The organism is Bacillus cereus group sp. MYBK245-2 (genome assembly GCF_051916145.1).
Taxonomy (GTDB): domain Bacteria; phylum Bacillota; class Bacilli; order Bacillales; family Bacillaceae_G; genus Bacillus_A; species Bacillus_A pacificus.
On record NZ_JBQAGB010000004.1, the window covers coordinates 1 to 23,836 of the forward strand.

Consider the following 23,836-nt stretch of genomic DNA (forward strand, 5'->3'; position numbering starts at 1 on the left):
TTAAACTTCCTTCCAATACACGTTTAAAAAGGAGGATTCAGAGGGCCGAGCAGATCGAGACACGTATGCTAGGAGGAGCGCAGTGTAGCGTTACTACTCGAGCACCGGACTAGCATACGTAACGACGAGATGCGACAGCCATCTGAACCGGACTTTTTAAACAACCTCTCAAAAAAAGTCTAGATGGTATTAGTATAACCATCTAGACCCTATTCTTACTTCTCTTCTTTTAAGCTTAATTTTAAGTTTAACTCTTCAAGCTGTGCTTCTGCAACTGGGCTTGGAGCTTCTGTTAATAAGCAGCTTGCGCTTGCTGTTTTTGGGAATGCAATTGTATCACGAAGGTTTGTACGACCTGCAAGTAACATAACAAGACGGTCTAAACCTAATGCAATACCACCGTGTGGTGGAGTACCGTATTCGAATGCTTCTAATAAGAATCCGAATTGCTCTTGCGCTTCTTCTTGTGAGAATCCAAGTGCTTTGAACATTTTTTCTTGTACGTCACGCTCGTAAATACGAAGTGATCCACCACCAAGCTCGTAACCGTTTAATACAAGGTCATATGCTTGTGCACGTGCTTTTTCTGGTGCTGTTTCTAATAGCTCAACATCTTCACGGAATGGCATTGTGAATGGGTGGTGAGCTGCGAAGTAACGATCTGCATCTTCATCATACTCAAGAAGCGGCCAATCCGTTACCCATAGGAAGTTATATTTACTTTCGTCAATTAACTCAAGCTCTTTACCTAGACGTAAACGAAGTGCACCTAAGCTATCTGCAACAACGCTCTTCTTATCTGCTACGAATAGTAATAAATCACCAGCAGTAGCTTCTAATGTAGTCATTAACACGTTTGCATCTTCTTCACCGAAGAATTTCGCGATCGGTCCTTTTAAGCCGTCTTCTTCCACTTTAAGCCAAGCTAAACCTTTTGCACCGTATACTTTTACAAATTCAGTTAATGCATCGATGTCTTTACGAGAGTACTTGCTCGCAGCACCTTTTGCATTAATTGCTTTTACTTGTCCGCCGCTTTCTACAGCACTTGTAAACACTTTAAATCCACAACCTGCTGCAAACTCAGATAAGTCTGTTAGTTCCATTTCAAAGCGTGTATCTGGCTTATCAGAACCGTAACGAGCCATTGCATCAGCGTAAGTCATACGAGGGAATGGTGCACTAATCTCTACACCTTTCGCATCCTTCATAACTTTCGTCATCATGCGCTCCATCATATCTAAAATTTCTTCTTGTGTTAAGAATGAAGCTTCAATATCGATTTGCGTAAATTCTGGCTGACGGTCCGCACGTAAATCTTCGTCACGGAAACAGCGTGCTACTTGATAGTAACGCTCAAATCCGCCGACCATAAGAAGCTGTTTAAATAGCTGTGGAGACTGTGGTAACGCATAGAATTCACCGTCATGTACACGGCTTGGTACTAAATAGTCACGAGCCCCTTCTGGCGTGCTCTTCGTTAAAATTGGTGTTTCTACTTCTAAGAACTCTTCTGTATCTAAGAAATTACGAATTGTTTTTGTTACGTCATGACGCATTTTGAATGTATTGAACATTACAGGACGACGTAAGTCTAAATAACGATATTTTAAACGCACATCTTCTGATGCATCTGTATCATCAGCAATAATGATTGGCGTTGTTTTCGCTGCGTTTAATACGTTTACCTTTGTTGCTTGTACTTCAATACGACCAGTTGCCATATTGTCATTAATTGCGCCTTCACCACGCTCAACAACTGTACCTTCTACGTGTAATACGTATTCGCTACGAATTGTTTCTGCTACTTCTAGCGCTTCTTTTGATGTTTCTGGGTTAAATACAACTTGTACGATACCTGTACGGTCACGTAAGTCGATAAAGATTAACCCACCTAAATCACGGCGTTTTTGTACCCAACCTTTTAATTGAACTGTTTGTCCAACTGCTTCTACTGTTACTTTTCCACATGCATGTGTTCTTTCAGCCACTGTAAGTTCCCCCTATATTAATTTCTCTGCTACGTATGAAGCAAATACATCTAACGCCACTTCTTCTTGTTCGCCTGTTGCCATATCTTTTAAGTTAATGATGCCTTTATCTAGCTCATCTTCCCCTAATACAGCTACAAATTTCGCTTTTAGACGATCTGCTGATTTAAATTGTGCTTTCATTTTGCGGTCTAAATAATCTTTTTCAACTGATAATCCAGCTTTACGAAGATCAAACGCAACTTTTGCAGCATGGTCTTTCGCTTTTTCACCAAGCGCTACAACGTAACAATCAATGCTATGTTCAATTGGTAATTCAATGTTTTCAGCTTTTAGCGCCATAATTAAACGTTCAATACTCATCGCAAAACCGATACCTGGCATTTCTGGTCCACCGATTTCTTGTACAAGTCCGTTGTAACGTCCACCACCGCTTAATGTAGTAATAGCACCGAAACCTTCTGCTTCACTCATAATTTCAAAAACAGTGTGCTGGTAGTAGTCTAAACCACGTACTAAGTTCGGATCTTTTTCAAATGGAACATCCATCATCGTTAATAGTTCTTGAACTTTTTCGTAGTATACTGCTGAATCTTCATTTAAGTATTCTGTAATAGATGGTGCTGTTCCCATTAATTCATGGTTACGGTCCTTCTTACAATCTAAAATTCGAAGAGGGTTCTTTTCTAAACGAGATTGACAGTCAGAACAGAACTCACCGATACGTGGCTCAAAGTGTGCGATTAACGCATCACGGTGCGCTTGACGGCTCGCCGCATCACCTAAGCTGTTTAATACAACTTTAATATTTTTTAAGCCCATGCCGCGATAAAACTCTACAGCAAGTGCAATTACTTCTGCATCAATTGCAGGGTCGTTACTACCGATTGCTTCAATACCAAATTGTACGAATTGACGATAGCGACCTGCTTGCGGTCTTTCGTAACGGAACATTTGACCGATATAATATAATTTCGTTGGTTGTGTTGCGTCACCGAACATTTTATTTTCAACGTAAGAACGTACAACAGGTGCAGTACCTTCTGGACGTAATGTTAAACTACGCTCTCCACGATCTTGGAATGAGTACATTTCTTTTTGTACGATATCTGTCGTATCACCAACACCACGTAAAAATAGCTCCGTGTGTTCAAAAATTGGTGTACGAATTTCTTTATAATTGTAACGACGGCAAATTTCGCGTGCTTGCCCTTCGATATACTGCCATAACTCAACAGTGCCTGGAAGAATATCTTGCGTTCCGCGTGGGATTTGAATAGACATATTCAGTTCCTCCTCAAATTGTTTTAATCTTAATAAAAATAAAAAAACTCCCGCCTCTACTGTTTGAACAGTAGGGACGAGAGTATTATACCCGTGGTGCCACCCTAATTGAAGCACGTATGCTTCCACTTTTTTAATAACGCTTAAATGTGCGTTCATCCCTACTAAGCGTATATGCCGTTCAAGTTGAAACCTCTAGAGTGTCATTCAATCAGTCATCATGTAGAAATGTTTTCAGCCTAAGACATTTCTTCTCTTTCCATGTGTGTCTCATTTACTCTTCTCTATCAACGGTTATATTCATATGTAAATATAAAATTACTATACGTTTGTTCAGTAGGATTGTCAAGTGCTCTAAGAGCGTTCAATCTGCTTCTTTAGACGCTTTACATCTTGAAGAGAAATGCCAAACTCAGAAGCAAGCTCCATCGAAGTATTGTTTTGCTCTTTTGAAATAAAATCATGAAAATTTACGTTAAACAGTTGATTTGCACCATTTGTAACAGAATGCCCTTTTTCATTCATACGCATACGTATATCCCTCACATTCAATATGGATGTTTTACTTTTTATTGTTCCATATTGATTAGAGAGTTATACATAAACGAAAAAGCTATTGACTCAAAATAAACATTAGTATTATTGTATTTATAATAATTGGCCAGTCCACTCGCTAGCATATGATGCTTCAAATGAATATAACAACACTGCAATACCTAGCCCAAATACGATCATTTCTAACATTACATGTAATATACCTTGCACTTCCCTTTCTTCCACAGGAAATAAAGCATACATTAAACTACTTCTACACACTGATTCAATATACGAACCAACGCCTCTGGATTAGTTTCCATTACCCAATGCCCACCAACTTCAATAGAAAAAACTTTCCATTTTCTATCCCTTGCTTTTTTTGCTGATTCTAAAAAGATAGGCGTCATTGGCCAATGTTCTGGATTATCCTTTACTTCTACGTATATATGGGGTATAAGTTGCGCTTTAGAGTTTTTTATTTCAACCGATTGTGTAAAAGCCAACAATGACATCGCTGATTTTTTTTCATCTATTGTATTTCTAGGAAGAACACGCCATCCTTCCCCGTATACTTTTACTTCTTCTATAAAATGTGCGGCCATTTCCGGCCCAGAAATATCCATAACAGAATCACCATTTTCCGGAAGCATTGCATCCACGTATACTAGCTCTTTAATAAACTCGGGAATCTCTTCTGCTACACCTGTAATTACCATACCAGAATAACTATGCCCTACTAAAATTACATCTCTTAGACCCTCATATTTAATAGTATTAACAATGTCTTGAATAAATGTTTTCAGCCCTATATTAGGTTGCATAAGATGTGTTCGTTCCCCAAGTCCAGTTAATGTAGGAGTATATACACTATGACCCCTTTCCCTTAAAAGTTTAGCTAGTTTTTTCCAAACATAACCGCCATCCCATGCTCCATGAACGAGTACAAATGTTTCCATAAAATTTACCTCCCATAATCCCCCGATTATATCGTTTATTTTCTTAACTATCATAACAATAACTAGCAAAATATACCATTAAAAACCACAAAAGAAGAGAGGGGCTCATCCCCTCTCTTCTTCAGCAACACTATTTACTTTCCACAATTAAGGTCACCGGACCATCATTGATTAAAGAAACATCCATCATTGCTCCGAACTTCCCTGTTTCTACATGCAATCCTTGCTTACGTACTTCTTCATTAAAGAAATCATATAAACGCTCTGCATAGTCAGGTTTGGCAGCATCCATAAAGTTTGGACGTCTTCCCTTGCGGCAATCTCCGTATAATGTGAATTGCGAAATGGATAGAACTTGTCCTTCTACATCAAGTACAGAATGATTCATCTTTCCACTCTCATCTTCAAAAATACGTAAGTTCGCAATTTTTTCTGCAATGTAAGTTGCATCTTTTTCTGTATCTTCATGCGTAATGCCAACTAGTAATGTTAAACCGAACGGAATTTGTCCTACGATCTCACCGTCTACTGTGACAGACGCTTCCTTTGATCGTTGTAAAACAACTCTCATCTTTTCTACACTCCCTATTAATGCATCATGCGTCGTACTGCATAAATTTCTGGAACACGTTTAATGCGTTCTACTACTTTTTTCAAGTGTTGTAAGTTACGAATAGAGATTGACATATTAATTGTCGCCATCTTATTACGGTCACTTCTACCAGAAACTGCCGAAATGTACGTTTTCGTCTCTGTAACAGCTTGTAATACTTCATTTAATAAACCACGGCGATCGTAACCTGAAATTTCAATATCAACGTTATACTCAATTTCTTTTTCAGGGCTACCTTCCCACTCTACTTCTAATAAACGTTCTATAGCTTCTTCTGTATGAACATTTACACAGTCACGGCGGTGAATCGATACGCCTCGGCCTTTCGTAATATACCCAACGATATCATCACCAGGTACTGGGTTACAGCATTTTGATAAACGAATTAATAAATTATCTGCACCACTTACTTTAACGCCAGAATCCCATTTTCGAATTTTCATCGGTTTACGAACTTCTTTAACTTCAACAATCTCTTCTTCTTCACGTTGCTTACGGAACTTGTCCGTTAGTCGCGTAACAATTTGCGATGCAGTGATGCCATTATATCCAACTGCCGCAAACATATCTTCTTCATTTGCAAAGTTGAATTTTTCAGCAACTCGTTTTAAATTATCAGGAGCTAACACTTCTTTCATCTCATACTCTAGGCTACGCACTTCTTTCTCAACAAGTTCACGGCCTTTTTCAATATTTTCATCTCTACGTTGTTTCTTAAAGAACTGACGTATTTTGTTTTTTGCATGAGATGTTTGAGCAAGTTTCACCCAATCTTGACTTGGTCCATACGAATGTTTCGATGTTAAAATCTCAATGATGTCACCTGTTTTTAATTTATAATCAAGTGTCACCATTTTCCCGTTTACTTTTGCACCAATTGTTTTATTTCCAATTTCTGAATGCACACGATATGCAAAGTCAATTGGAACAGATCCAAGTGGTAATTCCATTACATCGCCTTTCGGTGTAAAGACGAATACCATGTCAGAGAATAAATCAATTTTTAATGACTCCATAAACTCTTCTGCATTAGAAGCTTCATTTTGCCATTCTAATATTTGACGGAACCATGTAAGTTTCTTCTCTAATGTACCTGCTGTTTCTGCTGTTTTTCCTTCTTTATACGCCCAGTGTGCCGCGATCCCGAATTCTGCGATCTCATGCATTTCTTTCGTACGAATTTGCACTTCAAGCGGATCACCTTTCGGCCCAATTACAGTCGTATGAAGAGATTGATATAGATTTGCTTTCGGCATTGCAATATAATCTTTAAAACGACCTGGCATCGGCTTCCAGCACGTATGAATAATTCCAAGTACTGCATAACAATCTTTAATACTATTTACAACGACACGTACAGCTAATAAATCATAAATTTCATTGAACTGTTTATTTTGCAGTGCCATTTTACGATAAATGCTGTAAATATGTTTTGGTCTTCCAGAAATTTCAGGTTGAATTGCAACTTCATCTAATTTCTCACGAATACCAGTCATTACTTCCTCTAAATACTCTTCACGTTCTGCACGTTTACGCTTCATTAAATTTACAATACGATAATATTGCTGTGGATTTAAGTAGCGAAGTGACGTATCCTCTAGCTCCCATTTAATAGTACTAATTCCGAGTCTATGTGCTAAAGGTGCAAAGATTTCTAACGTTTCATTCGCAATGCGACGCTGCTTCTCTTGAGGCAAATGTTTCAATGTACGCATGTTATGAAGACGATCGGCTAGTTTAATTAAAATAACTCGAATATCTTGAGCCATTGCAATAAACATTTTGCGATGGTTTTCTGCTTGTTGTTGCTCATGAGATTTATATTTAATCTTTCCGAGCTTTGTCACACCATCGACAAGCATAGCAATTTCTTTATTAAATTCCCGTTCAATATCTTCTAATGTAATCTCTGTATCTTCTACTACATCATGTAAGAAACCTGCTGATACTGTAGCTGGATCCATGTGTAAATCAACTAAAATACCTGCAACTTGAATTGGATGAATAATGTATGGTTCACCCGATTTTCTGTATTGTTCGCTATGCGCATCGCGTGCATATTCATAGGCACGTGCTACTAGCTCAATATCTTCATCCACTAAATATTGACTTGCTTTCTCGAGTACCTGTTCAGCTGTTAGTACCTGCTCATTTGCCATCGAATCACCTTTTATTGAAAATTGACTTTATCTTTATTGAATAGAATAAATTATATTCTATCATTATAACCCAATGATTGTGAATTGTGAAAAGGAAAAGATTTTACTGACATTTCACTATAATTTTTTGTTCAATTATACAAAAGTACCCGCTCCTCTCCAAGAGATTCACGGGTACTTTTTATCACCGTAGTTTTACCTATATAGTGATTAGTATTTTTCTAATACTAATACATCGTAACCATCTAACATTTTACGACCATCTAAGTAAGTAAGTTCTACTAAGAATGCAATTCCTGCTACAACTCCGCCTAGCTCTTCAACTAACTTAATTGTCGCTTCAATTGTTCCACCTGTAGCTAATAAGTCATCTGTAATTAATACGCGTTGACCTGGTTTAATTGCATCTTTATGGATCGTTAAAACGTCTTTACCATATTCTTTACCGTAGTCAACTGTAATTACTTCACGTGGTAATTTTCCTAATTTACGAACTGGCGCAAATCCTACTTCTAATGCATAAGAAACTGGGCAACCGATAATGAAACCACGAGCTTCTGGTCCTACTACAAGATCGATGTCTCTCTCTTTTGCATACTCAACGATTGCATCTGTTGCTGCTTTGTATGCTTTACCGTCGTTCATTAACGGTGTAATGTCTTTAAACACAATACCTTCTTTCGGATAATCCGGTACAATTGCGATATGTTGCTTGAAATCCATATTTCTGAATCCTCCTCAGATCTAAAAGGTTTGTAAATACAAATCCTTTACCCTAACTGTTCTACTTCTTTATGATTACGAATCGTTTCAAACCATGTATATAGTTGCTGATATGTGCTATAAACCAATTCTTTTTCTAATTGTAAGTGGTTCATTTTCTCACGATATGTGCTCGATTCAATTAAATCACGCTTTTGTTTTTTATCTGCCATAAAAATGACGCCATCTTTTATTGTAACAAATTCTAACTCAAAAAACACCTGTGTCATGAAATTTACTGTATCTTTTGACCAACCTTTATGTTGACATAGTTGTTCTCCATATTGTCTTAAAGAAAATGGTGATTTTTGGCTCAAGAACGAATAGTACCATTTAAAATGTTCTCTCGTTGGAACAGTACTAAATAAATGATTATTCTCTTGATAAAATAGTGTATAAATTCGCGACGGGAATCCTACTTTAAATAGCTCTCTTAATTCATCTGTCCCTTTTGGTAAATCAAGTAATACGATGTATTGATCATCTAACTCGGTCACTTCTGATGCATGCATCATATGCTCTTTATAGTCTTCTAAAGAAAATTTATTCAATACCTCTTCAGAAAAATACACCATCGTGATTTTCCCTTTCGGAAGTTCTGCTAAATTTGCTTCTACGTTACGCATACTACGCCAATCGAATAATTGCCATGCCTCTACAGCAATATCTTGTACCATTAATTGCGGCTTCTTAAAATTATTCCATTCATTGATAGACGCTTCTCCTATTACAGATACTTTTGCAACTGGAGAAATTTCTTTCGCGTACGCACCAAAACCGAATCCAATTGTATCCAATGTTGCTTGTCCATCACGAAGAGACATCTTTAAATGAGAACCATCTGATCCGATTGCACGAATACTTTCTAACTCCGCATCTTTCACTGCAATACGTGGCTTTGGATTTCCAACACCAAATGGCGCTAACTTTTGCATATCTTCAATTGCTGCAAGTGTTACGTCCTCCACTTTGCAAAAAGCATCGACAGCTGTAATTGGAATAAAATCTTCTTCTGTTAAAATTGTATCTGCCTGTTCATTTAAACGGCGGCGTAATTCATCTACATCATTCATATGTAGCGTCATTCCCGCTGCCATCGGATGTCCTCCGAAGTGTGGCAATAACTCTCTACAATCTGACAAGTTTGCAAACAAATCAAATCCTGCAATACTACGCGCTGAACCTTTTGCAGTTTCTTTTACAGGATCAATGCATAATACAATCGTTGGACGATAAAAACGTTCAACTAATTTAGAAGCGACAATTCCAATTACACCTGGATTCCATCCTTCTTTTGCAAGCACTAATACTTTATTGTCTTCAGGAGGGAAATTCGTTTCCACTTCAGCGATAGCTTCTTCTGTAATTTGCTTTACAATATCTTTTCGCAGTTTGTTCAGCTCATCAATTTCTTCAGCCAGCTCTTTCGCTTCTTCGGGATCCTCTGATAATAAAAGATGTACAGCCGGCGTTGCATCTTCTAAACGTCCAACTGCATTAATACGAGGTGCGATTGAGAAGGCAATACTCTCTTCTGTAATTTCACTTTGCGAAACGTTAGCAACTTTAAATAGCGCCTTTAGTCCGATATTTTTCGTCATACGCATATGTTTTAAACCGCGCTTCACTAGCAATCTATTCTCACCGTGAAGTGATACTAAATCGGCTACCGTACCAATTACTGCAATTTCTAATAAATGTTCTGGCACACGGCCCAGTAGTGCATGTGCAACTTTAAACGCAACACCTACACCAGCTAAATAGTGAAACGGATACACACCGCCATCTAATTTCGGATGAATAATCGCAAGTGCTTCTGGCAATTCTGGTGGTGGCTCATGGTGATCTGTAATAATTAGATCTATCCCCAGTTCCTTCGCTACCTTCGCTTCATGTACAGCTGCGATACCAGTATCGACAGTAATAATGAGTGAAAATCCTGCGCTATGCGCCCAACGAAATGCTTCTTCATTCGGTCCATAACCTTCTGTAAAACGGTTTGGGATATAAAATTCTACGTCTGCACCTAATTCTTGTAAGGCAATATATAAAACAGTTGTACTACTTACTCCGTCCGCATCGTAGTCACCAAATATTAATATTTGCTCTCCATTTTGAATCGCCTTATTTACACGTTCTACCGTTCTATCCATTCCTTCTAATAAAAACGGATCATGAAATTCTTGATTTTCTGTATTTAAAAAATCTAAAATCTTATCTTCTGTATCTAGTCCTCTACCGAGGAATAACGAAACGACAAGTGGTGATAATTGTAATTTACTTGCTAATTCACTCACTCGCTCGCTATTATATTCTTTTTCTTTCCAACGCGTCTTCGGTTGTAACACGAAATCACCCCTTAACCTGTTCATTATACAAGACAGATTAAGGGGTGACAATATCATGCAAACTACGATGTAATATCTGTATACTAAAATGCTACTAATGTTTAATTTGGAGAATACGGATTTATATGTACAAATACATTTTGTACGTTATCTTGCAGCATAAGCGTTTCTTTCACACGCTTTCCAATGCGATGCCCTTCTTCTACAGTAATATATGGATCTACAGAAACTTTAATATCTACAATAACGTAATGACCATGCTCCCTTGCATATAACGAACCGATTTTTTTCACACCATCTATTTGAAGTACTGCTTCTCTAAGCGGAACAACATCTTCCTCATGAAGAACATGATCCAGCGTTGCATGAATTGCTTCTGCCCCAATACTCCATGCCATTTTTGCAACAAGAAGTGAAACAAATAATCCTGCAATTGGATCGGCATATACAAGCCAATCTAACCCGAACTTACCACCAATAATCGCTGCACAAATACCGATTAAAGCTGCAATTGAAGAAAACACATCCGAACGGTGCTCATATGCATTTGCAATAATTGCATCGCTATTTACCCTTTTCCCTAATCGAAATTTATATTGAAACATTCCTTCTTTCACAATAATCGAAAGAACAACAGCAAAAATCGTAATTCCCTTCGGCGGTTCTAGTTCCTGCGAAAAAGCTTTTATGGACGAAATCGCTATCTCGATTCCCACAATAAATAATAATACTGCAACAATAATCGCTGAAATCGATTCCGCTTTACCGTGACCATACGGATGATCTTCATCGGGCGGCTGCTTTGCTGCTCGTAATCCAAACAGTACAGCTAGCGAACCAATTACATCTGATGCAGAATGCACAGCATCCGCTAATAGCGCTTTACTGTTCCCAATATAACCAATTACCGCTTTTATGATTGCTAATATAATATTACCAACGATCCCGACAATAGCACCAAACTCGGCCTGTTTAAAACGTTCATCTTTTTCCATCATTAAAATCCCTTCTTTTCTTAACCTATCTTTTTATCCCACTTTAATGGGCAGTAAGACCCCTACCTCAAAATTCAGTGAAAGCAAAAAATTTAGGTGGGGGTCGGGCTGCCCATAAAAGTCCGATTGGTGAAGGCTAATAATCAGTGGGGGGATGAAGAACCCCCCCACTGATTAAAGTTTCACTTTATTGTAACAAAAACAGCGATAACATCACCACTTTCTTCCATTTTCCATTTCAAAGTCGCTATCTTATTGTATCCACAAACGAAAAAAGAGATGCCTCATAAAGAGACATCATCTTTTTTATACTTGCGGTTCAGATTCTACTTTCTCAACCTTTTTCTTGTTTTTGCCCTTTTTCAAACGACGGTTTTCAAGCATTAACCAAATTTGAGAAGCAACGAAAACAGAAGAATACGTACCTACAACTAATCCAACAAGTAACGCAAACGAGAAATTACGTAGTGACTCACTACCGAAGATAAGCAATGCAATTACTGGGAATAGCACTGTTAGTACAGTATTAATCGAACGACCAAGCGTTTGACGAATACTTGCATTTACGATCTCTTCTAAGTCTTTTATATCACGTACTCGTTTTTTCTGTTTGTATAATTCACGGTTTCTATCAAATGTAACGATCGAGTCATTAATAGAATAACCAATGATTGTTAATACCGCAGCGATAAACGTTAAGTCTACCTCTAACTGGAAAATACTAAATATAACAATCATAACGAATGCATCATGTAATAATGCAAGTACTGCAGATAATGCATACGTAAATCGGAAACGAATACTTACGTATAAAATGATAACCGCAGAAGCAATTAATACTGCGATAAATGCATTTCGTGCAATCTCTTTCCCGATTGTTGGTGAAACTGTACTTACGTTTGGATCTGTACCATATTTATCGTGGAAGAATGTTTTTGTTTTCGCAATTTCATCTTTTGATAGAACACCTAATGTACGAACTGCGAATCCTTTATTGTCATCTCCAGTCGGTACAATATTTTCTTCCTTCACGTCAATGTTCAATTCTTTAAAATCTTTATGAACATCAGACACAGTAACTGCTTGTTTTGATTGCAAGTCGATACGTGTACCACTCGCAAAGTCAATACCAAGATTCAATTTGAAAATTGGTAAAATAATTGCACCTGCAATTACAACTACCAGCGAGAAGATAAGGAATTTATGACCGACATTTACGAAGTTAATACGATCAAATCTTGTCGGTGGATGTACTACACCTTTTGTTAATGGAATAATATCCTTTTGTTTCACACCAAAGTATCCTGGTTTTTTATCGAAGTAACGGCTCTTTACAAGTAAACTTAGTAAGAAACGAGTACCGAATACGTTCGTAATAAAACCGACTAAAATACTTACGATTAAACTTGTTGCGAACCCTTTTACAGAGCTATTACCATAAACGAATAATACACCAGCTGCTGCAAGTGTTGTAATGTTCGCATCTAAAATGGTTGCTAATGAACGATGGTTACCAGCACGGAATGCCGACATCATTGACTTACCAATTTTCAGCTCTTCTTTCAGTCTCTCGTACGTAATAATATTCGCATCAACCGCGATACCTACCCCGAGCACTAACGCCGCAATACCTGGCAACGTAAGAACTGCATGCATCCAGTTAAAGACAAGTAATGTAACGAAAATGTATAAACCTAACATAATAACCGCTACAAGTCCTGGTAAACGGTAGAATACAAGCATAAATAAGAAAATAAGAGCGATACCAATCGCACTAGCGAAAATTGTTTGCTCTAACGCTTGTTGACCAAACTTCGCTCCAACAGATGTTGAATACATTTCTTTTAAATCAACAGGAAGTGCACCTGCATTTAATAAAGATGAAAGTTGTTTCGCGCTTTCAACTGTAAAGTTTCCACCCACGATAGATACTTCAGCTTGGTTAAACACTTGGTTTACTGTTGCTGCTGATAAGAACTTCGGATTCGGTTTTGCAGATTCTGCTTTGTACGAATCTTTTCCTTCTTCAAAATCAAGCCAAATTACCATTAAATTCGTTGGTGGTGGCATTTTTGAAATTTTTTCAGTTACTTCACGGAATTTTTCAGCGCTTTTTAGTGTAAGACCTACACTCGCACGGCCTTGCTCATCAAATGTTTGTTTCGCTCCGCCACCTTTTAAATCCGTTCCATCCATAAGAAGGTTGTCATCTACATCACGGAATGTTAATTTCGCTTGTGTTGATAACATTTCACGTGCTTTTTGCTGATCTTGTACACCAGCAAGCTGTACACGAATTCGGTCCTGCCCTTCAATTTGAATGTTCGGTTCACTTACACCAAGTACATTGACACGATTTTCAAGAGCACCTACTGTACTTACAAGTGCCTCTCGGTCAATTTTATCACCTTTTTTGGCTGGTTTTACTTCATACAGAATTTCAAAACCACCACGAAGGTCTAGTCCTAGACTAATTCCTTTTGCTATGTCTTTTCCTGCCGCACCAATTACTCCACCGATTAATAAAACGATGAGGAAAAAGGCGGCAATTCTCGTACCACGCTTTGCCATATGTACCCTCTTTCCGCTACTAACACTTCAAATAAATCTTTTACGATTCACTTTCACACGTGTGCATACGCCTAGTTAGTAGACTTCCTTTCTATAATTTTGCTAGTGCCTCACCAGCTGTGTCGGTAAGTTTTTCACATTACCTACACTTTCATTATTTGTTTTCTCTCTTCACTACCTCCTTTATATATGATCTTAGACATAATTATTTCCTCATTATCAATACCTATCATTATACTGCAAAAGGAAGAACAAACCAATTGCAGTCGGTTATTTATTTTCATATTCATCAAATGACCAAAGCGGGGCTTGATATGCTTCAACAGTTAAATACGTCATATATTCATTAGCTGTTACTGTTAATACGTCATTAACTAATTCATACAATCTAACGTCACTGTCTATCTTCTTCCACTTTTTCACTTTAAGAAACTTCCAAATGTCATCATCTGTTACTCGGTCGTAGCCGAACATTTGGAACTCTTCTACTTTACTTTCTAAAACGACTTGTAACTGTCCGCGGTATGATTCTACCAAAGCCTCTCTATCTAACATATATAACATCTCCTTCTTATTTCAGCACGAAAAGTCGCTTTTAATCCCGCTCTAATGGACAGCAATAACTACTTTCAAGAGTACTCTCTTAAATGCTTGTCATTCTTGTCTCGTACGTGCATATAAATTATTGTAAATCATTCCACTGATTTTGAGAAGGTAGGAGAAGACCATGACGAGACAAAGCTTTTTAAAAGGCGCATTTATTTTAATGATAGCCGGCTTTATTACCAAAATTCTAGGATTTATTAATCGTATTGTAATGGCACGTATTTTAGGAGAAGAAGGCGTTGGCCTTTATATGATGGCCGTCCCTACATTTATTCTAGCAATTACATTAACACAAATCGGTCTTCCTGTCGCAATCGCAAAATTTGTAGCAGAAGCAGAAGCTGTGAATGATAAACAAAAAGTTAAAAAAATATTAACAGTATCATTAGCTGTTACATCTGTTATTAGTATCATTTTAACAATTGGAATTATGCTCCTCACACCTATTTTAGCAAAAACATTATTAACTGATGAACGAACGTACTATCCATTAATGGCCATTTTGCCTGTCGTTCCTGTTATTGCTGTTTCTTCTGTTTTACGTGGCTATTTCCAAGGGAAACAAAATATGAAACCTAGCGCTTACGCCCAAGTGATAGAACAAATTGTCCGCATTACAATTATCGCTATATGTATTCAATTATTTTTACCTTACGGCGTAGAATATGCTGCAGCTGGTGCTATGTTATCAGCCGTTCTCGGTGAAGTGGCATCGTTATTATTTTTACTCACTTTATTCCAGCGCGAAAAACATTTATCTATACGCTCTGGATTTTTCACTACTGTAAAGGAAAGCAAGGGGACATTTTATTCTCTTATGGATATTGCACTTCCAACTACAGGAAGTCGTTTAATCGGTTCCGTTTCCTATTTTTTTGAACCTATCGTCGTTATGCAAAGCTTAGCGATTGCCGGCGTTGCTGCCTCCGTCGCAACTCAGCAATACGGTATATTAAACGGGTATGCATTCCCGCTTCTTTCACTGCCAGCCTTTATTACATACGCTCTTTCGACAGCACTCGTTCCATCTATTAGCGAGGCAATGGCAAAAAGACAACATAAATTAGTAGAACACCGCTTACAACAAGCTCTTCGAATCTCACTCATTACTGGCGGGTGGTCAGTTGTTATATTATACGTATTTGCTTCTCCTGTTTTAACTCTTATGTATGGATCGGATAGTGCAACAGCGTTCATCCAGCTTCTTGCACCTTGCTTTTTATTTCATTATTTTCAAAGTCCACTTACCTCTGTCTTACAAGCTTTAAACTTAGCACGTGCGGCCATGATGAATACGTTTATTGGTGCAATCGTGAAATTAATTGTTATTTTCGTACTAGCCTCAAGGCCAGAGTTTCAAATGATGGGGGTTGCCCTTGCAATTGCAGCAAATATCGTAACGGTAACATTTCTTCATTATGCTACTGTTTTAAAGAAAATTACATTTACCATTTACGCAAAAGACTATATTTTTGGCGGACTTGCCATCGGTATCGCAGGCTCCTTCGGTTTTTACCTTCATAAGTATATAGTTTTCTCTCATTCACTTGGCATACAAACATTATGGGAAATCACTTTAACAACACTCGTTTATATTGTGCTCCTCTTCATTTTCAAGCTCATTCGAAAAGAAGAGTTAAGTCGTCTCCCTATCATTCGAAAACTTTCATTTTTGAAGTAAATAGGCTTACTATTCCATATAGTAAGCCTCTAGTTTTCTTTCAAATCAACAAAAAATTTTCCATTTTGAAAACTACAGTATAAAATTTGTGTTACATCGTTATAGCCTAAGTTTTTTAATTTTTCAACAAGCCACTCGTCTGTATGTTCAATCATTTGTAAATGATTCGATTGAATTTCGCCATCGATAATAAGAGGAAGAGTAAACTGTAATACATCCTGCCCGCCTTTTTGTTTTTGAAAGACAGATAACTTCCCAGATGGTTCTAAAATAGCGTATTCTACATCCCGGATGTCTCCAACTCCTTGTTCCCTTAATTGCATCATTAAATCATCTATATTATAACGTTGCTTTCTCATCTTCTTTTCATCAATCTTTCCTGCATTTACAAGAATGGCTGGCTCACCTTCTATTAAATGCCGAAAGCGTTGATACTTTAACGAAATAACTGACAAAATAATTTGTATACACATAAGAAAAGTCATCGGAACTAATTGGTGCCAAAGTGATTTATCCGTATTTTCAATTGCGACTACTGCCATTTCACCAAGCATAATGAATACGACTAAATCTAATACACTTAGCTCTCCAATTTCACGTTTACCCATAAGACGAAAAATAATTAAGATGATGATATACAAAAGCATCGTCCGGCCAATGATTGATACCCATTCCATTTTTACATCTCCTTTTTACGTATAGACTCCCCTATAAAAAAGAAAATAGTCTAACTTAGGCAAAAGGAAAATATGCTTGTATTAAAAAGGGGGAATGTATAAATGGATGGAACGAAAAAATTATCAACTGCAATCGGCTTCGGTATCGTTATCCTATTAATTCTCGCAACAGTTACTAGCATGATTATGGCTCTTTTATTAAAATTTACAGATATGAATGAAGGAACATTAGCTGTTACTATTTTTATACTAGCACTTTTATCTATGCTTATATCCGGGTTTACTGCCGGCAAAAAAGCACAAGGGAAAGGTTGGCTAGTAGGCTTCACAACAGGACTTACATTCACTATACTTGTTTTTCTAGTTAACTATTTAGGTTTCTCTCAAACTTTATCGAACTCACAGTTACTTTACCAATTAGCATTAATGGGTGCGAGTACACTTGGTGGCATTTTCGGTGTAAATATGTCCAAACAAAATAACTAAAAAAAGCCCTGCACATTTCATGCAGGGCCTTCCTCATTAGTTTTTCACAACTTCACGAATCGCATTACGATCGAAAGTTAAGTGTGAACCACCAGATTTAATAACGATTTTCGTCTCATCTACTGATTCAATTGTACCGTGTAAGCCACCGATTGTTACGATAGCATCACCTTTTTTTAACTCACTTTGCATTTGAGCAACTGCTTTTTGACGTTTTTGTTGCGGGCGAATTAATAAGAAATAGAAAATCGCAAACATCGCAACGATCATAACGATATTCATCATACCTGGATTCATCTTTTGTTCCTCCTTTTAAATTATGTATTAGAAGTTTTTAGCATTCGGTTTATTAAAGCCATACTGTTCAAAGAATTCTTCGCGGAAATCGCCAAGACGGTCTTCACGAATAGCTTGTCTCACCTGCTCCATTAAGTTTAACAGAAAATGAAGGTTGTGATAAGACGTTAAACGAATTCCGAACGTTTCATCACATTTCATTAAGTGACGAATGTACGCACGAGAGTAATTTTTACATGTATAGCAATCACAGTTTGGATCAAGCGGACCGAAGTCTCTTGCGAATTTCGCATTTTTGACAACTAGACGGCCTTCACTTGTCATACATGTACCATTTCGAGCGATACGAGTTGGAAGTACGCAGTCAAACATATCGATACCACGAATTGCACCATCGATTAATGAGTCAGGAGAACCTACTCCCATTAAGTAACGTGGCTTATTGTCTGGAAGAAGTGGTGTTGTAAACTCAAGTACACGGTTCATAATATCTTTCGGCTCACCTACAGATAAACCACCTACCGCGTAACCAGGGAAGTCCATTGAAACAAGGTCTTTTGCACTTTGACGGCGAAGCTCTTCGAACTCCCCACCCTGTACAATACCGAATAAACCTTGATCTTGTGGACGTTCATGCGCTTTTAAACAACGCTCTGCCCAGCGGCTTGTACGCTCTACAGACTTCTTCATATATTCAAAAGTAGCTGGGAATGGAGGACATTCATCAAATGCCATCATAATATCTGATCCTAATGCATTTTGAATTTCCATTGCTTTTTCTGGTGATAAGAATAATTTATCTCCATTTAAGTGATTACGGAAGTGAACGCCTTCCTCTTCAATACGACGGAAGTCACTTAAACTGAATACTTGGAAACCACCAGAGTCCGTTAAGATTGCACGATCCCAGTTCATAAATTTATGCAAACCGCCTGCTTCACGAATGATTTCGTGACCTGGACGTAACCATAAATGATACGTATTACTTAAAATAATGCCAGAATCCATTGCTTTTAATTCTTCTGGTGACATTGTCTTAACTGTTGCAAGTGTACCAACTGGCATAAATGTTGGTGTATCAAATGAACCGTGCGGCGTATGTACACGTCCTAAACGGGCACCTGTTTGTTTACAAGTTTTAATAAATTCATAACGAATTGCTGTCATAATTTACTCCTTTTATTTGTTTCCCATTTTAGCGTGAGAGGCAACGAACATTGCATCACCAAAGCTAAAGAAACGATATTTTTCTTTTACTGCTTCATTATAAGCATGAAGTACATTATCTCTGTTTGCAAATGCACTTACAAGCATAATTAATGTTGATTTTGGTAAATGGAAGTTTGTAATTAAACCATCAATTGCTTTAAATTCATAACCTGGGTACATGAAAATGTCTGTCCAACCAGAAGCAGCACAAAGCTTGCCGTCATGATCTGTCGCAATTGTTTCTAACGTACGAGTTGAAGTCGTACCTACCGTAATAATACGTCCACCATTCTCTTTTACACGGTTTAATAATGCCGCCGTCTCTTCAGACATATGGTAATATTCTGCGTGCATATGGTGTTCTTCAATCGTATCAGCAGAAACTGGTCTAAATGTTCCAAGCCCTACGTGAAGTGTAATGAAAGCTAACTCAACGCCTTTTTGTTTTAACTTCTCCAGTAACTCTTCTGTAAAGTGAAGTCCTGCTGTCGGCGCTGCTGCTGAACCGATTTCTTTCGCATATACTGTTTGATAGCGATCGCGATCTTCCAGCGTTTCCTTAATATATGGAGGAAGTGGCATTTCTCCAAGTTCATCTAAAATTTCATAGAAGATGCCGTCATATGAAAATTCAAGCTGACGTCCACCTTGATCTGCAGTTCCTGTGCAAGTTGCTTTTAATTTTCCTTCGCCAAAAGAGATAACAGTTCCTTCTTTTACACGTTTCGCTGGCTTAACAAGCGTCTCCCACTTATCGCCTTCTTCTTGTTTTAAAAGAAGTACTTCAATGTGTGCGCCTGTATCTTCTTTCACACCGTGCAGACGAGCAGGCATTACTTTCGTTTCATTTAAAACTAAGCAATCCCCCTCATGTAAGTAAGAAAGAATGTCCGTAAAATGTTTATGCTCAATATCGCCTGTTTCACGGTCTAACACCATTAATCTTGATGTTTCACGCTCTTCTAATGGGACTTGTGCAATAAGTTCTTCTGGTAAATGAAAATCAAACAGATTAATATCCATAACTATATCCACCTATTTCTTATTTGAATCGATTTATTATATACATAATAAAAGATAATACAATACTTAACACAATACATGTAATGATAGGAAAATAAAAGGTAACGTTTCCTTTTTTCATAAAAATATCGCCTGGAAGTCTTCCAATGAACTTCCAAGCTAAGCCAACAACGATAAGTAAGATCCCTGCTGTAATAAGCAATTTTGGCATCTCCGTCATACTTTTGGCATCTCCATTCCGAAATGCTCATATGCAAGTGGCGTTACAATTCGACCCCTTGGCGTTCGTTGTAAAAAGCCAATTTGTAATAAATACGGCTCATACACATCTTCAATCGTATGAGATTCTTCTCCAATCGTTGCCGAAACCGTTTCTAATCCAACTGGACCACCACGGAACTTCTCAATAATACCAAGCAATAATTTATGGTCAATATGATCTAGACCTAATTTATCTACTTGCAGTAGCTCTAATGCCATTTGTGTAATTTCCATCGTAACCGTTCCGTTACCACGAACTTGTGCAAAATCTCGTACACGTCGTAATAAACGATTCGCAATACGAGGTGTACCACGAGCACGTCTTGCAATTTCTAGTGCGGCTAACGAGTCAATTTCAACTTCGAATACTTCTGCTGTACGTTCAACAATCTCAGAAAGCTGATCTACTGTATAATACTCTAATCTTGAAAGCACACCGAAACGGTCACGAAGCGGCGCTGATAACGCACCTGCACGCGTCGTTGCTCCAACTAATGTAAATGGCGGTAAATCTAAACGTACAGACCTTGCTGACGGTCCTTTTCCAATTACAATATCAAGGCAAAAATCTTCCATCGCAGGATATAGTACTTCTTCAATCGATCTATGCAAACGATGAATTTCATCAATAAATAATACATCCCCTGGTTGAAGCGATGTTAATACAGCTGCTAAATCTCCTGGCCTTTCGATTGCTGGACCTGAAGTTGTTCTAACATTTACGCCCATTTCGTTGGCAATAATATTTGCAAGCGTCGTTTTACCAAGTCCTGGTGGTCCATATAAAAGCACGTGATCTAACGTTTCTTCACGCATTTTCGCCGCTTCAATAAACACTTCTAAATTATGTTTCGCTTTATCTTGGCCAATATACTGACGGAGCGTCTGTGGCCGTAATGAATATTCTAAATCCGCATCTTCATATGCAGATTCCCCTGAAAGGAGACGTTCGTCCATTATACTCACCTCTTACCATTTAGTAAAAGACTAAGTGCCTTTTTAATATACTGATCCGTCGTTAATGATTCTTTTAATAACTCTGGTACAACGCGAGAAACTTCTCGTTCCGCGTATCCAAGTGCGCGCAGAGCTTCCAGCGCCTCATCAAGCTCAGCTGAAGAACCTTTCTTCTCATCAAAACGTTCTGTATCTGAGAATAAATCAACAAATGCATCTGGTACAACGTCTGCTAGTTTTCCTTTTAAATCTAAAATCATTTGGCGCGCTGTTTTCTTTCCTACGCCCGGGAACTTCACTAAAAACTTCTCGTCCTCATGTTCAATCGCTTGAACGACCTGTCCTGTTTGACCAGAAGCTAATATTGCAAGAGCGCCTTTTGGTCCAATACCAGACACACCTAACAACTTTGTAAATAATAAACGCTCTTCACGTGTTTTAAACCCGTAAAGTGCCATAATATCTTCTCTCACATAATGATATGTATAGACACGGATTTCTTGCTTACTTCTTTGAAATACATACGGATTCGGTGTGAAAATTTGATAACCAATTCCATTATGATCAATTACGACATATTCCGGTCCTACATACTCCACGTAACCTGTAACATATTCAAACAAAATACAATCTCTCCCTCTTAAATCATGTATTCCATTTTAACATATTTAATGATAGAAAAGCGAGACTGCCCCAACAAATGTTCTCTATTTGAAACTTCTGTTATTTTCCTACGAAAGCTTTCAATCCAATCGGAAAAGATATGCTAATTGATGAGATCGCAAAACAAATTTTAGATAAAAATAAATAAGAAAAAAGCAGCTCACCATGAGCTGCTTTCTTTCCTATTCTGTACTGCGTATTGCTTCATTTTTTCGATTGTCTTCACGAATCCTTCTTTTGACTTAATACGAATACCACGCTTCAACTTCGCCCGTTCATAACTCTCTAGCTTTTTCATATCAATTTGAAAAAAGGAATGAATCGCATTATCGCTTTTCGGTACACCTTTGAAAATTTGTAATATCCCTTCCTCTGACACTCCAAAATAACCGCTCGTTTTTAATAACGGAGAAATATCGTCAACTTTCTTTTGTAATACGATTTGTACATCATCACGATCAACGAGCTGCCATTCTTTATACTGCTGTAAAAACTTTTCTAAGTCTGCTACTTTTTCTGTAAAGATTTCCTCACTTACTTCTCCATCAACATACATTCGCTCTAATAAAATTGTAACTTGAGGGTCTTTCTCTGTTACTTCTGGTACTGGCCCTTCCGCCTTCGCATTCGTTCCATAAACGAAACAAAACATCATAACGAAAGCTTGCATCGTAATCAGTATCCATTTCATTTCCGTTCACCTCTTTTAGGCAAGATCATACTTTCATTAGTAGTTTTTCCGGAAATGGGGGTTTTATCCCTAATTCATAGATTACTCTCATTAAGACTTATAGAGTCCAATGATTTCTACCTATTTCGAAACATATTGATTACTTGAAAGCTTTTTTATATCTTTATTGGATTGTACCGTCGCTATATAGACTCCAATTAATACGATTGCCATTCCAACTATTTGTTGCCACGTAACAGCTGCTCCATATAGGACAACTGATATACAAGTAGCTACAATAGGAGTTAGATTTAAATACATACTCGCTTTGCTTGCACCTAACTCTTCTACTCCTTTATTAAACACGATATATCCAATTAACGTCCCGCATATGACCATATACAACATTTCTATCCATCCCTGTAAAGAAAACGTCCCAACCTTTCCCCATCCATCTTCATATAGAGAAAGGCCTGCTAAAAACACAGTACCCAATACCGTCATACTCATTGTAGTTAATAAAGGGGAGACACCACTCATAACTTTTTTTCCTGTTAAGCTATATAACACCCCACAGATTAAAGCAGCTATAAATAAAAGATCGCCCTTATTAAATGACAAAGACATAAGTGTATTCATTGAACCGCTCGTAATAACAACTATTACACCGATAAGAGACAACATTAAACTCATTCCGACTTTTATACTCCAAGACTCTTTAAAAAATAATATTGCTCCTAAGGTTACAAAAACGGGCATTGTAGCAATAATAAGCGAGCCATTCAAAGTGGAAGTATAGTTAAGTCCCATAAAGAAAAAAACATTGTAGCCAAAAATACCTGTTAATGATACAAATAACAGCCCTTTCCAATTCTTTAATAACAAACTTGTATTCCACTCAGATTTCATAAAAACTATGCCCATTAAAATACAACCCGCTAAACCAAAACGAATTGTTGCCGCTGTAATCGGTGGAATTTCAGTAATAACATGCTCTGCTGTTGCAAAAGAGCCACCCCAAAATAAAGGAACAAGTAACATAATGACATACATACGATTTATTTTTTTCATTTTTATTACCCCTTTCAAG

At 37.6% G+C, this 23,836-nt stretch carries 22 protein-coding genes, 1 pseudogene and 1 other annotated feature; of the genes and pseudogenes, 2 read left to right on the top strand and 21 right to left on the bottom strand.

What is annotated here, in order from left to right:
• Window positions 1-215: 215 nt before the first annotated feature.
• From aspS to ACTFRN_RS08895, 12 genes and pseudogenes are all read right to left on the bottom strand, one after another.
• Window positions 216-1,991, bottom strand: coding sequence for an aspartate--tRNA ligase (aspS, locus tag ACTFRN_RS08840; protein ID WP_000840911.1), 1,776 nt, complete (start codon window positions 1,989-1,991; stop codon window positions 216-218).
• Window positions 1,992-2,003: 12 nt separating this feature from the next.
• Window positions 2,004-3,275, bottom strand: a complete 1,272-nt coding sequence (gene hisS, locus ACTFRN_RS08845) for a histidine--tRNA ligase (protein ID WP_000027087.1) — start codon at window positions 3,273-3,275, stop codon at window positions 2,004-2,006.
• Between the two features lie 69 nt (window positions 3,276-3,344).
• Window positions 3,345-3,575 (bottom strand) — a binding site (T-box leader).
• 54 nt (window positions 3,576-3,629) lie between these two features.
• Entirely contained in the window at window positions 3,630-3,806 is a 177-nt protein-coding gene (locus ACTFRN_RS08850) for a hypothetical protein (RefSeq protein WP_001242605.1), read from the bottom strand.
• 82 nt (window positions 3,807-3,888) lie between these two features.
• Window positions 3,889-4,058: pseudogene (locus ACTFRN_RS08855) on the bottom strand (YrdB family protein); the annotation flags it as partial.
• A gap of 14 nt (window positions 4,059-4,072) precedes the next feature.
• Entirely contained in the window at window positions 4,073-4,768 is a 696-nt protein-coding gene (locus tag ACTFRN_RS08860; protein WP_000447394.1) for an alpha/beta fold hydrolase, read from the bottom strand.
• A 130-nt stretch (window positions 4,769-4,898) separates the two neighbouring features.
• Window positions 4,899-5,339, bottom strand: a complete 441-nt coding sequence (locus ACTFRN_RS08865) for a D-tyrosyl-tRNA(Tyr) deacylase (RefSeq protein WP_001266956.1) — start codon at window positions 5,337-5,339, stop codon at window positions 4,899-4,901.
• Between the two features lie 17 nt (window positions 5,340-5,356).
• Window positions 5,357-7,540: a GTP diphosphokinase gene (gene relA, locus ACTFRN_RS08870; protein WP_001262814.1), complete on the bottom strand. Its 2,184-nt coding sequence runs from the start codon at window positions 7,538-7,540 to the stop codon at window positions 5,357-5,359.
• Window positions 7,541-7,750: 210 nt separating this feature from the next.
• Window positions 7,751-8,263: an adenine phosphoribosyltransferase gene (locus ACTFRN_RS08875; RefSeq protein WP_000346214.1), complete on the bottom strand. Its 513-nt coding sequence runs from the start codon at window positions 8,261-8,263 to the stop codon at window positions 7,751-7,753.
• 47 nt (window positions 8,264-8,310) lie between these two features.
• Window positions 8,311-10,650, bottom strand: coding sequence for a single-stranded-DNA-specific exonuclease RecJ (gene recJ, locus ACTFRN_RS08880; protein ID WP_074567759.1), 2,340 nt, complete (start codon window positions 10,648-10,650; stop codon window positions 8,311-8,313).
• 101 nt (window positions 10,651-10,751) lie between these two features.
• On the bottom strand, window positions 10,752-11,645 hold the full coding sequence (locus tag ACTFRN_RS08885; RefSeq protein ID WP_074567762.1) for a cation diffusion facilitator family transporter: 894 nt from the start codon (window positions 11,643-11,645) through the stop codon (window positions 10,752-10,754).
• Window positions 11,646-11,951: 306 nt separating this feature from the next.
• On the bottom strand, window positions 11,952-14,216 hold the full coding sequence (gene secDF / locus ACTFRN_RS08890) for a protein translocase subunit SecDF (protein ID WP_016718528.1): 2,265 nt from the start codon (window positions 14,214-14,216) through the stop codon (window positions 11,952-11,954).
• A gap of 270 nt (window positions 14,217-14,486) precedes the next feature.
• Window positions 14,487-14,771 carry a post-transcriptional regulator gene (locus tag ACTFRN_RS08895; protein ID WP_000886980.1) on the bottom strand — a complete coding sequence of 95 codons (285 nt, stop codon included), beginning with the start codon at window positions 14,769-14,771 and terminating at the stop codon, window positions 14,487-14,489.
• 172 nt (window positions 14,772-14,943) lie between these two features.
• On the opposite strand from ACTFRN_RS08895, the gene spoVB reads away from it, so the two are divergent.
• The gene (gene spoVB / locus ACTFRN_RS08900; RefSeq protein WP_000198281.1) at window positions 14,944-16,503 is read left to right on the top strand and encodes a stage V sporulation protein B; all 1,560 of its coding nucleotides are present in this window, start codon (window positions 14,944-14,946) and stop codon (window positions 16,501-16,503) included.
• A gap of 29 nt (window positions 16,504-16,532) precedes the next feature.
• Here the strand turns inward: spoVB and ACTFRN_RS08905 are convergent, their stop codons facing one another.
• On the bottom strand, window positions 16,533-17,180 hold the full coding sequence (locus tag ACTFRN_RS08905; protein ID WP_000455383.1) for a DUF421 domain-containing protein: 648 nt from the start codon (window positions 17,178-17,180) through the stop codon (window positions 16,533-16,535).
• A 102-nt stretch (window positions 17,181-17,282) separates the two neighbouring features.
• Between ACTFRN_RS08905 and ACTFRN_RS08910 the strand changes: the two genes are divergently transcribed.
• Window positions 17,283-17,666: a TIGR04086 family membrane protein gene (locus tag ACTFRN_RS08910; RefSeq protein ID WP_014893502.1), complete on the top strand. Its 384-nt coding sequence runs from the start codon at window positions 17,283-17,285 to the stop codon at window positions 17,664-17,666.
• A gap of 36 nt (window positions 17,667-17,702) precedes the next feature.
• Here ACTFRN_RS08910 and yajC read toward each other — a convergent pair whose 3' ends face one another.
• The 8 genes from yajC to ACTFRN_RS08950 all read right to left on the bottom strand — a co-directional run bounded on the left by yajC (window position 17,703) and on the right by ACTFRN_RS08950 (window position 23,817).
• Complete coding sequence (yajC, locus tag ACTFRN_RS08915; RefSeq protein WP_001068066.1) at window positions 17,703-17,963, bottom strand: preprotein translocase subunit YajC; 261 nt, start codon at window positions 17,961-17,963, stop codon at window positions 17,703-17,705.
• Window positions 17,964-17,990: 27 nt separating this feature from the next.
• Window positions 17,991-19,130 carry a tRNA guanosine(34) transglycosylase Tgt gene (tgt, locus tag ACTFRN_RS08920; RefSeq protein WP_000125362.1) on the bottom strand — a complete coding sequence of 380 codons (1,140 nt, stop codon included), beginning with the start codon at window positions 19,128-19,130 and terminating at the stop codon, window positions 17,991-17,993.
• 12 nt (window positions 19,131-19,142) lie between these two features.
• Window positions 19,143-20,195, bottom strand: coding sequence for a tRNA preQ1(34) S-adenosylmethionine ribosyltransferase-isomerase QueA (queA, locus tag ACTFRN_RS08925; protein ID WP_000354028.1), 1,053 nt, complete (start codon window positions 20,193-20,195; stop codon window positions 19,143-19,145).
• Between the two features lie 19 nt (window positions 20,196-20,214).
• A complete protein-coding gene (locus tag ACTFRN_RS08930; protein ID WP_000138160.1) occupies window positions 20,215-20,415 on the bottom strand; it encodes a DUF2905 domain-containing protein in 201 nt (66 codons plus the stop codon).
• A complete protein-coding gene (ruvB, locus tag ACTFRN_RS08935) occupies window positions 20,412-21,413 on the bottom strand; it encodes a Holliday junction branch migration DNA helicase RuvB (protein WP_000344461.1) in 1,002 nt (333 codons plus the stop codon). Before ruvB ends, ACTFRN_RS08930 begins: the two co-directional genes overlap by 4 nt.
• A gap of 5 nt (window positions 21,414-21,418) precedes the next feature.
• A complete protein-coding gene (ruvA, locus tag ACTFRN_RS08940; RefSeq protein WP_000464511.1) occupies window positions 21,419-22,036 on the bottom strand; it encodes a Holliday junction DNA helicase RuvA in 618 nt (205 codons plus the stop codon).
• 200 nt (window positions 22,037-22,236) lie between these two features.
• Window positions 22,237-22,767, bottom strand: coding sequence for a BofC C-terminal domain-containing protein (locus ACTFRN_RS08945; RefSeq protein WP_000871209.1), 531 nt, complete (start codon window positions 22,765-22,767; stop codon window positions 22,237-22,239).
• 120 nt (window positions 22,768-22,887) lie between these two features.
• Window positions 22,888-23,817: a DMT family transporter gene (locus ACTFRN_RS08950; RefSeq protein ID WP_000723578.1), complete on the bottom strand. Its 930-nt coding sequence runs from the start codon at window positions 23,815-23,817 to the stop codon at window positions 22,888-22,890.
• Window positions 23,818-23,836: the final 19 nt, after the last annotated feature.

What these genes read in the sequence shown, in the direction of transcription:
- hisS (WP_000027087.1), bottom strand. Translation starts at nt 3,275, where the DNA reads ATGTCTATTCAAATCCCACGCGGAACGCAAGATATTCTTCCAGGCACT.
- ACTFRN_RS08850 (WP_001242605.1), bottom strand. Translation starts at nt 3,806, where the DNA reads ATGCGTATGAATGAAAAAGGGCATTCTGTTACAAATGGTGCAAATCAA.
- ACTFRN_RS08860 (WP_000447394.1), bottom strand. Translation starts at nt 4,768, where the DNA reads ATGGAAACATTTGTACTCGTTCATGGAGCATGGGATGGCGGTTATGTT.
- ACTFRN_RS08865 (WP_001266956.1), bottom strand. Translation starts at nt 5,339, where the DNA reads ATGAGAGTTGTTTTACAACGATCAAAGGAAGCGTCTGTCACAGTAGAC.
- relA (WP_001262814.1), bottom strand. Translation starts at nt 7,540, where the DNA reads ATGGCAAATGAGCAGGTACTAACAGCTGAACAGGTACTCGAGAAAGCA.
- ACTFRN_RS08875 (WP_000346214.1), bottom strand. Translation starts at nt 8,263, where the DNA reads ATGGATTTCAAGCAACATATCGCAATTGTACCGGATTATCCGAAAGAA.
- ACTFRN_RS08885 (WP_074567762.1), bottom strand. Translation starts at nt 11,645, where the DNA reads ATGGAAAAAGATGAACGTTTTAAACAGGCCGAGTTTGGTGCTATTGTC.
- secDF (WP_016718528.1), bottom strand. Translation starts at nt 14,216, where the DNA reads ATGGCAAAGCGTGGTACGAGAATTGCCGCCTTTTTCCTCATCGTTTTA.
- ACTFRN_RS08895 (WP_000886980.1), bottom strand. Translation starts at nt 14,771, where the DNA reads ATGTTAGATAGAGAGGCTTTGGTAGAATCATACCGCGGACAGTTACAA.
- spoVB (WP_000198281.1), top strand. Translation starts at nt 14,944, where the DNA reads ATGACGAGACAAAGCTTTTTAAAAGGCGCATTTATTTTAATGATAGCC.
- ACTFRN_RS08905 (WP_000455383.1), bottom strand. Translation starts at nt 17,180, where the DNA reads ATGGAATGGGTATCAATCATTGGCCGGACGATGCTTTTGTATATCATC.
- ACTFRN_RS08910 (WP_014893502.1), top strand. Translation starts at nt 17,283, where the DNA reads ATGGATGGAACGAAAAAATTATCAACTGCAATCGGCTTCGGTATCGTT.
- yajC (WP_001068066.1), bottom strand. Translation starts at nt 17,963, where the DNA reads ATGAATCCAGGTATGATGAATATCGTTATGATCGTTGCGATGTTTGCG.
- tgt (WP_000125362.1), bottom strand. Translation starts at nt 19,130, where the DNA reads ATGACAGCAATTCGTTATGAATTTATTAAAACTTGTAAACAAACAGGT.
- queA (WP_000354028.1), bottom strand. Translation starts at nt 20,195, where the DNA reads ATGGATATTAATCTGTTTGATTTTCATTTACCAGAAGAACTTATTGCA.
- ACTFRN_RS08930 (WP_000138160.1), bottom strand. Translation starts at nt 20,415, where the DNA reads ATGACGGAGATGCCAAAATTGCTTATTACAGCAGGGATCTTACTTATC.
- ruvB (WP_000344461.1), bottom strand. Translation starts at nt 21,413, where the DNA reads ATGGACGAACGTCTCCTTTCAGGGGAATCTGCATATGAAGATGCGGAT.
- ACTFRN_RS08945 (WP_000871209.1), bottom strand. Translation starts at nt 22,767, where the DNA reads ATGAAATGGATACTGATTACGATGCAAGCTTTCGTTATGATGTTTTGT.
- ACTFRN_RS08950 (WP_000723578.1), bottom strand. Translation starts at nt 23,817, where the DNA reads ATGAAAAAAATAAATCGTATGTATGTCATTATGTTACTTGTTCCTTTA.